Annotated in this window: 14 protein-coding genes; 8 read left to right on the forward strand and 6 right to left on the reverse strand. The window is 59.9% G+C overall.

Translation table 11 applies throughout. The features are described from left to right. Together J2X24_RS00005 and J2X24_RS00010 are read left to right on the forward strand one after the other, a co-directional pair. On the forward strand, window positions 1–213 hold a 213-nt coding region (locus J2X24_RS00005; RefSeq protein ID WP_209714788.1), incomplete at its 5' end, for a transposase. A gap of 700 nt (window positions 214–913) precedes the next feature. Next, the gene (locus J2X24_RS00010; protein WP_245344335.1) at window positions 914–1738 is read left to right on the forward strand and encodes an outer membrane protein; all 825 of its coding nucleotides are present in this window, start codon (window positions 914–916) and stop codon (window positions 1736–1738) included. Between the two features lie 6 nt (window positions 1739–1744). On the opposite strand, the gene nikR is transcribed toward J2X24_RS00010, so the two are convergent. Beyond that, complete coding sequence (nikR, locus tag J2X24_RS00015) at window positions 1745–2242, reverse strand: nickel-responsive transcriptional regulator NikR (protein WP_209714793.1); 498 nt, start codon at window positions 2240–2242, stop codon at window positions 1745–1747. A 136-nt stretch (window positions 2243–2378) separates the two neighbouring features. On the opposite strand from nikR, the gene J2X24_RS00020 reads away from it, so the two are divergent. The 3 genes from J2X24_RS00020 (at window position 2379) to J2X24_RS00030 (ending at window position 5912) form a co-directional block, all read left to right on the forward strand. Further along, window positions 2379–4427, forward strand: coding sequence for a TonB-dependent receptor (locus J2X24_RS00020; RefSeq protein ID WP_310002241.1), 2049 nt, complete (start codon window positions 2379–2381; stop codon window positions 4425–4427). A 344-nt stretch (window positions 4428–4771) separates the two neighbouring features. Then, complete coding sequence (locus tag J2X24_RS00025) at window positions 4772–5380, forward strand: RNA polymerase sigma factor (protein WP_209714796.1); 609 nt, start codon at window positions 4772–4774, stop codon at window positions 5378–5380. Between the two features lie 40 nt (window positions 5381–5420). Next, window positions 5421–5912: a cupin domain-containing protein gene (locus J2X24_RS00030; protein ID WP_209714799.1), complete on the forward strand. Its 492-nt coding sequence runs from the start codon at window positions 5421–5423 to the stop codon at window positions 5910–5912. 67 nt (window positions 5913–5979) lie between these two features. Here the strand turns inward: J2X24_RS00030 and J2X24_RS00035 are convergent, their stop codons facing one another. Then, complete coding sequence (locus J2X24_RS00035) at window positions 5980–6459, reverse strand: hypothetical protein (protein WP_209714802.1); 480 nt, start codon at window positions 6457–6459, stop codon at window positions 5980–5982. After that, window positions 6452–7135: a HupE/UreJ family protein gene (locus J2X24_RS00040; protein WP_209714804.1), complete on the reverse strand. Its 684-nt coding sequence runs from the start codon at window positions 7133–7135 to the stop codon at window positions 6452–6454. Before J2X24_RS00040 ends, J2X24_RS00035 begins: the two co-directional genes overlap by 8 nt. A 93-nt stretch (window positions 7136–7228) precedes the next feature. On the opposite strand from J2X24_RS00040, the gene J2X24_RS00045 reads away from it, so the two are divergent. After that, on the forward strand, window positions 7229–8005 hold the full coding sequence (locus J2X24_RS00045) for a DUF4198 domain-containing protein (protein ID WP_245344336.1): 777 nt from the start codon (window positions 7229–7231) through the stop codon (window positions 8003–8005). Window positions 8006–8080: 75 nt separating this feature from the next. Here the strand turns inward: J2X24_RS00045 and J2X24_RS00050 are convergent, their stop codons facing one another. From J2X24_RS00050 to J2X24_RS00060, 3 genes are all read right to left on the reverse strand, one after another. Next, window positions 8081–8323, reverse strand: a complete 243-nt coding sequence (locus J2X24_RS00050; protein WP_209714806.1) for a hypothetical protein — start codon at window positions 8321–8323, stop codon at window positions 8081–8083. A 12-nt stretch (window positions 8324–8335) separates the two neighbouring features. After that, window positions 8336–9937: a DUF4331 domain-containing protein gene (locus tag J2X24_RS00055; protein WP_209714808.1), complete on the reverse strand. Its 1602-nt coding sequence runs from the start codon at window positions 9935–9937 to the stop codon at window positions 8336–8338. A 102-nt stretch (window positions 9938–10039) separates the two neighbouring features. Beyond that, window positions 10040–10789: a hypothetical protein gene (locus tag J2X24_RS00060; RefSeq protein ID WP_209714810.1), complete on the reverse strand. Its 750-nt coding sequence runs from the start codon at window positions 10787–10789 to the stop codon at window positions 10040–10042. A gap of 365 nt (window positions 10790–11154) precedes the next feature. Between J2X24_RS00060 and J2X24_RS00065 the strand changes: the two genes are divergently transcribed. Both J2X24_RS00065 and J2X24_RS00070 read left to right on the forward strand, forming a co-directional pair. After that, the gene (locus J2X24_RS00065; RefSeq protein ID WP_425353174.1) at window positions 11155–11355 is read left to right on the forward strand and encodes a tyrosine-type recombinase/integrase; all 201 of its coding nucleotides are present in this window, start codon (window positions 11155–11157) and stop codon (window positions 11353–11355) included. Between the two features lie 284 nt (window positions 11356–11639). Continuing rightward, window positions 11640–13889: an ATP-binding protein gene (locus J2X24_RS00070; RefSeq protein WP_209714811.1), complete on the forward strand. Its 2250-nt coding sequence runs from the start codon at window positions 11640–11642 to the stop codon at window positions 13887–13889. Window positions 13890–13891 lie beyond the last annotated feature (2 nt).

A 13891-nucleotide genomic window follows, 5' to 3' on the forward strand; every position in this document is an offset into this window, starting at 1 on the left:
CGTCTGACCGACTGGGGCAAGGCCATCTATAAACGAAGGCAGGAAACCGTCGAACGTTCCTTCGCCGATGCAAAGCAACTCCACGGCCATCGATACGCCAGGTTCCGAAGTCTGATCCGTGTCCAGTGGCAGTGCCTAATGGCCGCTACCGCACAGAATATCAAGAAAATCGCCCTCGCTCTGAACCAAAAGCCCACCCTCACGGCCGCATAACCCCGGCATCCAAAAATACCCAAACCCAAGTAACGGACAAAAAACAAACCCCGCCAAAAAGACGGGGTTTGTCAGCAGTCTGAGCGGCTGTCTTCGGACAGCCGCTTTTTCTCGTCCTTGCCGGCACAAGAAAAAACGCCCGCACAAGGCGGGCGCTGGCGCTGAAGTAAGATATAGGATTGAGAGCCGGCGGCCCCGCGGAGGAGGATAGCGCCCGCAGCGCCTGCCGGATGCCATATCGGGCAATGAACCCATAGCATCCGGCCTTGCCACAGTTGCACGGCGCATTCCGGAATCTTGCAACAGATGTAACGATGACTCGCGAGGCGCCACAGATACAGTTGGCACCTCGTCGCCTGAATCTACGACATCAAAGTCCAGGACGCCTGTCAGACAAGAAAAAAGCGCCCTAAGGCGCTGATCTCATTATTAAATCGCGATGGCGCACCGGGGACAGTGAAAATGAGAACTTTTGCCTCACCATAACCCTATAAGTTATAACACACCTTGCAGCCACCATCTACAAGGGCAGCTTCCCCAAAAACGCCACTCCAGAAACAGAACCGGCTTAGTTGCGGTTCGCAAAATGCCTGTCCGGAAGCCGGCCTAGACGTTGAGGAATGTTTCATCGAAATCCCAGGGTCGTGCGTAAGAGAACCGGTGAACTCAATCTCGCACAGGCTGTTCCATGAAAATCCTCTTGAAAACGCTCGTACCGATGGCTGCCGTCGGTGCCCTCGCCGTCCCCTGCCTGGCCTTCGCGCAGGACTGGAGCGGCCCTTATGTCGGCGCCAGTTTCGGCAGTTCGGAATTGAGCGGAGACGATGAGACGCTCGTCTTCGACACCAATCTCGATGGCGATTTCAGCGACACGGTGAAGACGGCGGGCGGCGCCGATGCGTTTTCGCCTGGCTTCTGTGACGGAGCGGCGATTGCCCGCACGCCCAGCGACGGATGTAATGGAGATAAGGAAGACGGTGGGTTCGGCGTGCGCGTCGGCTATGACTGGCAAGCCGGTAACTTCGTCTATGGCGTCGTGCTGGACGCATCGGGCGTCGATATTCGCGACAGCGTCACAGGCTTTTCGACGACACCGGCGGCCTATGTCTTCACGCGGCAGGTCGATACGCTGGCCGCCGTGCGCGGTCGTGTCGGCTACGTCGTCAGTGACTGGCTGATCTATGCCACGGCAGGTTATGCATCGGCGGAAATCGACCGCACCTTTGCCACGACCAACGCCCTGAACAGCTTTACCGCCACTGATGGCGACGATGGCTCAGGCGCGCAATATGGCCTCGGCTTTGAAAAGCACATCAATGACCGCTGGAAGGTCGGCGTCGAATATCTGCACACGTCGCTCGACGACGAAGCCCCGATCGTCCGCGCCGGCCCCAGTGCCAACACCTTTGCGTCGAACCCGTTCCTGATCGTCAATACGATGGGGACCGACATGCGCCGCAGCAGCGACACGATCGATATCGACACCATCCATCTGACCGTCACCTACCGCTTCGGCGGTATGTAACCGCGATCAGCCGCGCTTCGGCGAAAAATGCCCCTCATGTCCATGGCTATGGGTATGAGGGTGGTCGTGATCGTGGCTGTGGTCATGAGCGTGTTCGCCGTTGGGCTCGACCGTGATCAGGTTATTGCTGGCGAAGCGCACACCACGTTCGGCCTGAATGCGATCGGCCAGCGCCCGCACGTCCGCTGTCGGCCCTTTCAGGATGGCCGTCTCCAGGCACGAGTCGTGGTCGAGATGGACGTGCATGGTCGCGACCACGACGTCGTGGTGGTTGTGCTGAAGCTCAACCAGTCTTTGCGCCAGGGCGCGCGTATGATGATCATAAACATAGGACAGGCTGGCGACGCAGAAGCCACCTTCAGGCGCGTTGGCTCGCCGCGCTTCCACCGCCTGGCGCACCAGATCGCGGATCGCCTCTGACTTTGACTGGTAGCCCTGCTCGGCAATGAGCTGATCGTACTCGGCGCTCAGCTCTTCGTCGATCGATATGGTCACTCGCTGCATGGCATCTCCTTGTTGTCACTGAAGTTTAGAGCCGTCTTCCGAGCCGATGCAAATTATCTTCGTCACCCGACATCAAAATCCCCGACCTGCCCGTAAGAAGTTTTGAAGAGAAATTCATACTGAGAGCGGGGCGGACGTGAACAAGCAGATATTGCTGGGAATGGCGGCGGTAGCGGCGTTGATTTCCGGCTTGGCAGGTCATGCCGTGGCTGAGGAAGCGCCGGCCGCGACCGAAGCCGAAACGCCGGAAGTCTACGTCTTCGGCAAGCGCCGTGAAGATATCGGCATCGCAACGTCGGCCAGCGAAGGCACCGTCTCCTTTGCCAGGTTCGCCGACCGGCCTTTGACCCGGCCGGGCGAACTGGTGGAGGCCATCCCCGGCATGGCGGCGACCCAGCACTCCGGCAACACCAAGGCCAACCAGTATTTTCTGCGCGGCTTCAATCTCGACCACGGCACGGACTTTACCGTGTCGCTGGATGGCGTGCCGCTGAACATGCGCACGCACGGCCATGGTCAGGGCTATCTCGACCTCAACGGCATCATCCCCGAAGTCGTCGAGACGATCCGCTACCGCAAGGGCCCCTACTATGCCGACATGGGCGATTTCTCCAATGCCGGCGGCGCGTCGTTTGAGACCTTCCGTAACAGCACGCCGTCCTACGTCCAGACGACGCTGGGAGAAAACGGCTATGGCCGCCTGCTGGGCGTCAAGGGCTTCGGCGACCGCAGCTTCGTCGCCGTCGAGCTTGGCAGCTATCGCGGCCCCTACGACAATGCCGACAATCAGCGCAAGATCAGCGTCATCGGCCGCTTCGGACTGGACGCCATCGGTCTTGCCAACTGGTCGCTGACAGGCATGGCCTACGACGCCCACACCAATGCCAATGACCAGATCCCGCAGCGCGCTGTCGATCAAGGCCTTATCACACGCCTGGGTGCGATCGACACCAGCGATTACGGCGAAACCTCGCGCTACATCGCCTCATTGCAGCGCCATGGCGATGACGGCCTCGACGCCACGCTTTACATCCAGCGCTACACCATGGCGCTCTATTCCAACTTTACCTACTTCCTGCGCGATCCGGTCCATGGCGACCAGTTCGAGCAGGCGGATGAGCGTTCGGTCTATGGCGGATCGGTCATAAAGACATGGAACGATCCGGTCTGGGGATGGAAAATCCGCACCGGCGCCGAAGCGCGTTATGACGATATCGACAAGGTTGGCCTGTACTTCACCGAGAAACGCCAAGTTCTGTCGACCGTGCGCGAGGACCGCGTGAAGGAATATTCCGCCGCCGTTTTCGCCGATGCGACGCGCGCCTTCGGTTCAGTCCGCATCACCGGCGGACTGCGGCTCGATACCATCGGCGGCGAAGTCCGCTCGGACGATCCGCGCAATGATGGCGAAGCCAGCGACACCCTGCTCAGCCCCAAGTTCACCGCCGCCTGGCGCGTGTCCGAAGCGGTCGAGTTATATGCCGATGCCGGCGGTGGCTTTCACTCCAACGACATACGCGGTGGCACCATCACGGTCATTCCGGAGACTGACGATCCGGCCGACCGCGTCGACCTGTTCGCGCCATCATCGGGCGCAGAGCTGGGCGCACGTTGGGCGCGTGGCGGGTGGAATGCCACGGCAGCACTATGGGCGCTACACCTCGATTCGGAGCTGGTCTATATCGGCGACGGCGGCGATACGGCCAGCACCGGCGGCACCGACCGGACGGGCGTCGAGTTCCTGATCGACTACAACCCTGCCCCCGGCTTCAACGTCAATTTTTCCGCCGCAGCCTCACACGCCCGCTATGAAGGCAGCCCTCCTGAAGGTGACCGTATCCCCAATGCGCTTGAATACGTCCTGACCGGCGGCGTGACGGCGCGCCTGACGCCACGTCTGAGCATGACCCTGACCGGACGCGTGCTGGGGCCGGCGCCACTTAACGAAGACAATTCGGCCAGATCCGATACCACGACCTTCGTCAATGGCCTGCTCGACTACGACTTCGACCGCTTTCAGGTAAAACTCGAAGTTCTCAACCTCCTCGACAGCAAGGGAGATGAAATCCGCTACTACTATACCTCACGGCTTCCCGGTGAACCCGACGAAGGGGTGGATGACTACCACTTCCACGCCTTTGAGCCCCGCACTGTCCGCCTGTCGATCCGGGTTCCGTTGACGTAAACGTCGCAGAATCTTGGCGCAAAAGTAATCCTCCGCGCCCCCGCCGGCGTATCTGTCGCACCTGACCTTCATGGCCGGGTGGACACAGGCGGCCGCACGCGATTCCCCCTATCGCTGCGGCGGGACGACATAAATGTCTTTCACGCCTGTGTCCCTACCGGCACAGGCGCAAATCAATGCTGTTTTGCCCGCCCGTGCCCAGCGGCAGTAAAGCGTTGATAAATCGGTTGTTTTGCCGAAAACGGAAGGCAGTCCATTGTTGCAGCGCCCGAGCGATCGCCCCCGCACATTGAATCCTTACGTTCCGGCAAGGGTAATGACGCGGGACGTTCGGGAGCACGGGTATGGTTGCGGTAATGCAAAAGGCTATGGCGGTGCCGGTCAGGGCGAGATCCGTCGTGAATGAACCCGTAAACCTGAACTTCCTGATGGAGCGCATCGCCGAGGGCGACAAAAATGCGCTGAAAACGCTCTACAAACTCACCATGCCACGTCTGTCTGCCGTTCTCGTACGTATGGTAAGACGACAGGAGGTTGCCGACGAGCTGCTTCAGGACGTCTTCGTGACGGTCTGGAGCAAGGCAAGCCAGTTCGATGTCCGCCGCGGCAGCGCCGAGGTCTGGCTGTTTTCGGTCGCGCGTCGTAAGGCGATCGACCGGTTGAGGATCAGTCGCCGTGAAGTTCTGGGGCTCGAAGACGATGTCGCTATGCTGGAGCCCTACTCGGATATCCACTTTACTGGCACCGATATTGAAACGACCTTGGCGGTAAAACGTTGCATCTCAGATTTGACACCCGAGGTCAAAAAGGCGATGCAATTGTGTTATACATTTGGATTGACGCACGAAGAACTGGCTGAAGTGATGCAGGTGCCCGTCGGCACCGCCAAGAGCTGGGTCCGCAAGGGCGTGATGCATCTGAAGGATTGCTTACAGGATTATGGACGAACCTGACGACATTCTGGCGGCACAGTACGCCTTGGGCGTATTGGGAATGGCCAGAAACGTCACGCTTGCAGCACGCGCCGAGGCCGATCCGGCATTCGCTGCTAAAATCGCCTATTTCGAAGGTATATTCCACGCTCTGCACCAGGAGCCGGAGCCGGTTGAACGCCCGGACGCCATCTGGGACCGGATTGAGCGCGCGATCGACGACCAGGAGAAATCGCCCGACACACGCACGGTTCGCCCTGAGGCCATGGGCTGGGAGCCGTACGCCCCGCTCATTACGCGCAAGATCGTTCATCTCGATGCCGTGGCAGGCGTGCATACCGCCTTCTACCGGCTGGAGCCGGGCGCGGAAGTCATCAGTCACACCCATCTGCTGATCGAGGAATGCCTAGTGGTCGAGGGGGAAATCGAAGCCGACGGCGTGGTGGTTCGCGCCGGCGAGGTCCACCTGGCTCCGCCGGGATCGCGGCACATCCTCCGCAGCCCAAAAGGCGCGACGGTCTATCTGCGCGGCGATCTCGAAATCCAGCTTTAGGTTTTTTGCTTTGTCGCGATATTTCGGCAAAAACCGCTGACACTTTTTGCCATATCGCTCCGGCCAATCAATCCATGTGGTCCGGCGCGTAGCCGGGCGTCGGCACGGACATCAGTCCGATTTCCAGTGCCGCGATCGCGATCAGCCAACTGCACACGACCTTGATCCCGACACCCCAGCCCCGACCGACGACATAGAGGCCGGGCAGAAACAGGCAGACCAGCGGCAGCGCCATCAGCGCTTCGCTGTTGCCGGAAACATGGGTGATGACTCCGGACCACAGGCCGGCATTGACTGCCAGGATGTAAAAGACGACAGGCCGGTGCAGCCCAGCGAAATGGACGCTGGCCGCGACGACGATGATGCTTAGCCACATCGCCGTGAATGCGACGGGTTTAGGCACGGCGCCGAAGGGCATTACGGTCACCAGCACGGCCGTGACAAGCGTTACGATCGCGGCATTCCTGGCTGTCATGCGGTCAGAAAAGCTTAAGGCCATGCCGAGTGCGGCCGCCAGCAAGGCGACGGGCAGGATTGTGTCACGCACCCGCTGCTGCCTGCGCCAGGAAGACACAGCCCGCAGCCGCGATGGCCGCGCCGATGCCGCGCACGATCCACTTACCCTTTTCCGTTCCGTTCAGCAGGCCGATGACGATGCCGCCGACATGCAGCAGGCCAGTGCTGAGGACAAAGCCGGTGGAATAGCCGGCGGGGTCGGCCGCCGACGGCAGTTCCTTGCCGTGGGCATAGCCGTGGAACAGGGCAAAGATGGCGACGACCAAACAGGCCAGCCAGACCGGCGCCTTATAGCCGGCGGTAATAACACCGCCCAGAACCAGAACCGACAAGGCTATACCGATTTCGACAGGCGGCAGCGGCACATTGATCATACCCAGAAATGCACCGACGACCATCAGGACCGGAAAGATGACCGGCAGGGTGATAATCAGCGGTCGACCCAGCACCGCCCCCCACAGTCCGACCGACACCATGGCCAGCAGGTGATCCCAGCCGGTCAGCGGATGCAGGAAGCCGGAGATAAAGCCACCGACCAGACCGGTGCCGCTGTGGGCCGACGCCGGGCTGGCAAAGGCCGCCAGCGACGACAGCATGGCCAGGGCGGTCAATATATAACGCGGCTGAATATATTGCCCTGCGCTTCGCCCGAAAGCCGGGTTGCGACGTATATGAGATAGGAAGCGGTCAAGGCGTGTTGCTGACATCGGAGGTTCCTGTTGACGTTCACAACTCTTACGACGAAAGCCGCTTAAGTGATGACTGCCCACAAGCTATTTTATCGCCCCCTGTGTGTTGCCATGCTTTTCATCGCGCTTCCCGCCTCGGCGCACGATTTCTGGCTGCAACCGCAGAATTACCGTGTCGCACCCGGCGGCACGACGGCGATGAGCCTTCAGGTCGGCCACGGCAAGGACAGGCAGAAATCACTCATGGAGCGCGACCGCGTCGTGCGTTTCGATTCGATCAGCCATGCCGGCAAACTGGACCGCAAGGGTGAGTTGCGGATGGGTGACGCCAATGCCAATTCTGTGCTGACATTCAAAACACCAGGCCTGCACGTTCTGTCGTTTGAGACCAATGGCACCTATAGCGAACTGCCTGCCATCCGCTTCAACGACTATCTCAAGGCCGAGGGCCTGACGCCTGCCATTACTCAGCGCGCCAACACCAAGGCGACGGATAAGCCGGGCCGCGAGACCTATAGCCGTCGCGCCAAGGCGCTGGTCCAGGTTGGCGCCTATAAGCCCGCCGATGATGCTGTCGTGACAAAACCCGTCGGCCTGACGCTTGAGATCGTGCCTCAGGCCAATCCCTACGCCCCCGGCTTCAAGGGCAAGCTGCCGGTCCGCATCCTCTACATGGGCAAGCCGCTGGCCGGTGCGACGGTCATGCTGAACAATCTCGACTTCGACAGCCGGCCGCTCGAAAAGATCCTCAGCGACGGGCAGGGCCTGGCGGTGTTCGACCTGCCGAAGACAGGCACCTGGCAGTTCAATGTCATCTGGACGCGTCCTGTCAGCCAGGGCAAGGCCGATTTCGACACGGTCTTTTCCAGCCTGACACTCGGCTACTGAACACTCCCACAAAATGCAAAAAAAAGCCCGGCCGCTGGTAAAGCGACCGGGCTTTTTGTACCTGCGCTCACATGCCTAAAGCGGCGCCGGCTCGGCGCTAGGGTCGACAGCCACGACGTCGCCAGCCGAAACCGAGGCAGGTTCGGAATTGGCGTCTGCCTTGGCGGCTGCAGCAAAGGCAGCGCCGTACTTGGCGTTGGGTTCCGGCGCGGGCGGCGTGACGACGACGGTTGAACCGCCGCCTCCACTGCCACCACCGCAGGCCGCAAGGCTAAGGGCTATTCCGCTTAACAGCGACAAGGTGATCAGCTTTTTCATGATCTGCGCTCCTTAGCGGTGCTCAGCCAGCGGAGCGCCGGCCAGCGGGGGATTGAGGTACGGGAAGGTGCCAAGCAGATCGGTCGCCTTGATCGGCGCACCGTCGGTGAAGGGCACATTGCCGACCGAAGCCTGTGCAGGCGTACAGACGCCAAGGTTGGTCGGCACGTGGTTGATCGGGATGGGGTGGCACAGGGCGCCCATCGCAACGCGCAGTTCGATGTCGACCGTATCGTCGCCCGGACGGCGACCGTTCGGGAAGCCCGCCAGATCGTCGCCGGCAACGCCGAGATTGCTCTGCGAGGCGCGCGGCGTAACGGCAACGGCCGTATTCAGGCGGATCATTTCCGACGGCGTGACGGTCTTGAGCTGGTTCAGCGTCGGCACGCCGGTCAGGAAGGCCGCGACCAGGTCGTTGCGTGGGAAGTTGGTCGGCGCCAGGTTCGCAATGTTTGTCCCCAGCGTCGTATTGACGGCATCATTGAACAACAGGTTCAGGATGGCCGGTAGCGTCGGGTTGGTGACGTATGCGCCGAACTGGGCGTCGTCAGCAGGCTTGGAGGCGTTGAACTTGTCCTTGTCCGGCAGGCCGATGACGATCTCGTTGACCAGCGGCATGCCGAGGCGCGACACCTGAGTATAGGCGCCGCCCGAAACGGAAGGCTTGGCGTAAGTCGCGTTGGGCGCCAGCAGACGGGCCTGCGGCAGGCTGGCCGTCTGCCAGCCACCGATGACGCCGTTGCCTGAACCGGTCACGCAGGCAATCGGCACTTCGATGGCGATCGAGGTTACGTTCTTCTTGCCGACCAGTTCGTCGTTGGCGCGGTTCTGCTTGATGCCGCCGGGGAAGCCGCCGCCATCGCCGGCGCCAGGGGCGCTGTCGCCTTCGACTGGCACGAAGTTGACCAGGTCGAAGATCGAACCGAGATTGACGGCGAAGGCTTCGGCGCGCTGGCCGACGAACACCTTGCCGGCCGTCGAGCAGCCCGGCAGGGTGACGTTGTAGATGTACTGGTTGGCGTAGGCGTTGTAGTCGGCGAAGGTCTTTTTGCCGCTGTAGTCGAACGGCTTGGTGAAGGACGTGCCGCCACCGCTGGCATTGGTCGCCATCGCCTTGGTGCCCGAGCGGCGATCACCGCTGATGACGGTCAGGGTGTAGCTTTCAGTTTCGCCAAGGGCTGCGCTGCTGCTGGCGCTGATGGCACCGGCATGGCGCAGCGGGATGGCATTGGTCGTGCCGCCGACATTCAGCGTGACGCCCGTATTGCCGGCCAGGGCATTGCTGAACTTGAACTGGAAAGTCAGGTCTTCCTTGGCGTCGCCGGTATTGTCGATGTGGATTTCATAGACGGCGTCCGGGTCCATGGTGAAATAGTTCGGACCGCCGCCCGGATCTTGCAGCGGCATGTAGTTGGCGATGAAGGTCACGAACCCGTCGCGGCCGGTCTCATAGCTACGGAACATGTAGAAGTCGGTCGAGTCGACCTTCGGGGATTTGGTGATCCCGGGCGCTTCGCGGTGGCTGGACGCCATGACGGCGGGCGCGAAAGCCGCGAGGCTAAGGACGCTGACTGTAGTAAGAATGGCAAGACTGCCGCGCTTCAAATTCCTCACGAAACCCTCCTGGACGTGACCCGCGATCGCTTGAACGATCGACCTGAATCACTTACGGCGGGCTCCGGAATTTTGATGTTCGCTCAAAAAATAAATGAAAACCTAGAACAGGCCGGCGACAACATCAGTTGGTGATGATGGCGCCAGCACGTCGGCCCAACGCCATTGCCCCGAGCCAATAGCAAGGACGACGGTCGTCTGATTGTCGGGTATCAGGAACAAGACCGGCCCCTGATTCTGAGCTTGGAGGCACTCCGGCCGCGACGACACCACCGCCTTGACCAGCAGCGCACGCAGGACCGCCATACCACCGGCTTGGGTGCCTTCCGCCCAGTGTCCATCCCAAAGCATGACGGCATTGGCGACCGACCGGCCGTTTGCCGGAATGGCTGCAATGCCCTGACGCACCTCGGGACTGGCGCCGAAGGCTTGAGCCAGTTGCTGCGTCACGTCGCAGGCTGCGCCGGGTTCGCCCATCGCTGAAGGCTGGAACGCGCTGACAAGCTCCATTTCGGCGTCCGTCAGCGACGACTCCTGCGACAACATGGCCTCAGCCGTAACAGGCTCAAGCCCCACATCATCCACCGGATCCGTGGGCGGCGGTTGCGACGCTTTGGTTTTGATTGGCACCGGCTCGTTGTCGGCGACAGGTCCCGCCTCAGCCATTGCGGCCACCAAAGCAACCGTCACCATCTGCCCGTCGTTACCCACAGGCGGCCGCGGCGGCGGGCTTAATTGCCAACACAACGCGGCCCCGACCAATGCATGCCCAGTGATAACAGCCGCCCACACGCCAGCGCGCTCTTTCAGGCGCGGCGGGATGGCAGAATGGCGATAAATCGAAAACGGCATATACAGGCCAATGGTCAGCTACGTCTGCAATACGGCTGATAACGGCAATTCGATGATGCGAATCCAACGGTTGTTAGTTTTTCAATGAAACAGGCATTTTCACCGACCGGTGAAATAAACTAAATAATGAAATTGTATATCCTCCCCCCCTGCCAAAGTCAGATATGGCGCCCGTTATCGCATCCGGCACATTCAGAATTGAAGCGGATACTATTTGCTCAACGACTATCGCCTTCTTCTAGAATATCAAATCCAGGTGAACCTGCGTCCACTCCGGCATATCTCGTCCTGAAAGTGCTATAATTATCTGCCGGTAATCGAGCACGGGCGGGCGGACGACGGAGATCCGCCATGTCGAATGAGCTGTGCGTAATCCCATCTCACCGCCCTTGGAATACAGCACGCACTCGATGCGACGAACGAAGGCGGCGCAAATTTACAAGCAGACTGGAAACCTTCGAGCCGTCCAAATCCCACTCGGTCACACGAAGCTTGAAAGTACCGTTCGGTATTTGGGGGTTGAGGTCGATGACGCGCTTCAACTGTCTGAACTGGTCGACCTTTAGGTGGGCAAAGCGACTGGCAGGCGCCAGAAGCGGAATTGGAACAATGTGTGTAGCGGTTGTCGCAGGTAAGCCCGAAAGCGGACGCGTCAGCCGCTAAATTATCAATCGGTGCCTGAAATCGCGAGTGCAGGAGAACGTGTGTTCCGCCGTTAAGGTAGGTAACCGAAAACCGATCCCAATCGATCCCTTACTATCTTTTTATTATTCTCGTCAGGCTGTTTACGCGGTCGCTTCGGCGACAGCGGGGTCAACTCCATTTGCGCAATGCGCGTCTCAGTTATTGAATGTCCTACGAATTAGTGGCTCCCGCCGATTCTCTTGATATAACGGCGTGCGAGCGAGAACCCATCCGCATTCCTGGAAGCATACAGCCGCACGGCCTTCTGCTCGTCGCAGATGCGCGAAGCCTGCATCTTCAACAGGCCAGTATGAATGCCCAGCCGGTTTTGGCCCGCCCGATCGGAGAATGTGTAGGAAACGCTTTATCAGACGTATTGCTTCCTGACCTCGCGCGTCTCATCGGCCGGTTCGACGACCCTTCGTTTAGAGAGGGGCCAGTTGTGCTGGGAGCCGTCGCCTTAGAAGCAGGCACATATAATGTTCTGGCGCATGTGTCTGGCCCGTCTCTGATCCTCGAGTTTGAACAATTGGGAATTGGGGACGCTGGATCGCTGGATCAGGTCTATCCGCAGGTCCGCGCCTTTCTCAACAGCTTGCAGGCAAGTTCGAGTATCGCAGAGCTCAATGCGCGTGCTGCCCGGCACGTCCGCGACATTACCGGGTTTGATCGCGTCATGATCTATCAGTTTGATGATCAGTGGAATGGCACTGTCGTGGCCGAAAATCGCAACGAGGCCCTCCCCTCCTATCTCGATCTGCGCTTCCCAGCGTCGGACATCCCGGCCCAGGCCCGGGAGCTTTACCGTCTCAATCGCCTGCGACTTATACCGGACGCGACCTATGAGCCCGTCGCTATCGTCCCTGAAATGAACCCGGCGACAGGCGCCCCTGTCGATCTCAGCCTGTCCTTGCTCCGTAGCGTCTCGCCTGTTCATCTTGAATATATGCGCAACATGGGTACGCCGTCGTCGATGTCGATTTCGATTATCGACAATGGCCGGCTATGGGGGCTGATCTCCTGTCACCACAGCCAGCCCAAGGTCGTGCCCGCGCATGTGCGCACCGCCTGCGACTTCGTCGGCCAGATGCTGGCCATGCAATTGTCGGCAAGGTTTCGCAACGAGGAGGCGGTTCAGCGCGTCGGCTATCAGGCTATCCAAAGTGACCTTCTTGCTTCCATGGCCGGCGAGCCCTTTTTTATCGATGGGCTCAAGAAAAATCGAGACGGCCTTCTGCGCCTGACCGAGGCGTCCGGCGCTGCGATCGTCTTCGGGGGTACGGTCTCCCGTATCGGCGCCTGCCCGGATGAGAAGGACATACAGCGGATCGTTGCATGGCTGTCATCCAAAGCAGACGATGCCGAGGTCTACGCGACGGACTGTTTGTCGGATCACATGGAAGGTGCGGAGTCGTTTGCAGAAATGGCTAGCGGCCTCCTGGCGGTTTCCATTTCGCAACTTCATGCCAGCTACATCCTCTGGTTCCGACCGGAAGTCATCCAGACCGTGACCTGGGGCGGGGACCCGTCGGAAAAAGTTCGGCACGGCAGTGATCCGCAACGTCTGCACCCGCGTAAGTCCTTCGAACAATGGAAGGAAACCGTTCGGTTACGGTCGCTGAAATGGACCAACGTGCAGCGCGACGTCGCCAGCGCTTTTCGCAGCACGATTGTCAGCATCGTCATGCGAAAGGCAGAGGAACTGGCGGCCTTGAACCAGGAATTGACCCGAAGCAACAAGGAGCTCGAGGCCTTCTCCTACTCGGTTAGTCATGACCTGCGTGCCCCCTTTCGCCATATCGTCGGCTATGCCGAGATGCTCAAGGACAAGTATGGCGACCAACTGGACGCCAAGGCCACGCGTTATATCAACGTTATTGTCGAGTCTGCTGGATCAGCGGGCAAACTAGTTGACGACCTGCTGGGCTTCTCGCAGATGGGGCGGATGACGGTCGTGCCGATCCGGGTCGATATGAATCGCCTGGTCAAGGAGGTTCGTGACGTCCTCGATACGGAAACCAACGGTCGCGACATCCAATGGCACATAGGCGATCTGCATTCCGTTCATGGCGATCCTGGGATGATGCGCCAGGTCATGCAGAATCTGGTCTCGAACGCCATAAAATATACACGCGGACGGGACACGGCGCAGATCAGCATTGACAGCGAGGAAACGCCGACGGAGACGATCATTTCCATCAAAGACAACGGCGTCGGATTCGACATGGCATATGTCGACAAGCTTTTCGGTGTGTTTCAGCGCCTGCATCGTGTCGAGGATTATGAAGGTACGGGCATAGGTCTGGCGAATGTCCGGCGCATCATGGAGCGCCACGGCGGTCGGGCCTGGGCTGAAGGTGAACTCAATAAGGGCGCGGCATTCCATATCGCCCTTCCACGCAATCAAGGGGCATGACT

The sequence above is a fragment of the Asticcacaulis solisilvae genome (genome assembly GCF_017875235.1).
Taxonomy (GTDB): Bacteria; Pseudomonadota; Alphaproteobacteria; order Caulobacterales; family Caulobacteraceae; genus Asticcacaulis; species Asticcacaulis solisilvae_A.

Coding starts and splice junctions, on each gene's coding strand:
- nikR (WP_209714793.1), bottom strand. CDS start 2,242: ATGCAGCGAGTGACCATATCGATCGACGAAGAGCTGAGCGCCGAGTAC.
- J2X24_RS00025 (WP_209714796.1), top strand. CDS start 4,772: ATGGTTGCGGTAATGCAAAAGGCTATGGCGGTGCCGGTCAGGGCGAGA.
- J2X24_RS00030 (WP_209714799.1), top strand. CDS start 5,421: ATGGCCAGAAACGTCACGCTTGCAGCACGCGCCGAGGCCGATCCGGCA.
- J2X24_RS00040 (WP_209714804.1), bottom strand. CDS start 7,135: ATGTCAGCAACACGCCTTGACCGCTTCCTATCTCATATACGTCGCAAC.
- J2X24_RS00045 (WP_245344336.1), top strand. CDS start 7,229: ATGCTTTTCATCGCGCTTCCCGCCTCGGCGCACGATTTCTGGCTGCAA.
- J2X24_RS00050 (WP_209714806.1), bottom strand. CDS start 8,323: ATGAAAAAGCTGATCACCTTGTCGCTGTTAAGCGGAATAGCCCTTAGC.
- J2X24_RS00060 (WP_209714810.1), bottom strand. CDS start 10,789: ATGCCGTTTTCGATTTATCGCCATTCTGCCATCCCGCCGCGCCTGAAA.
- J2X24_RS00070 (WP_209714811.1), top strand. CDS start 11,640: ATGTCCTACGAATTAGTGGCTCCCGCCGATTCTCTTGATATAACGGCG.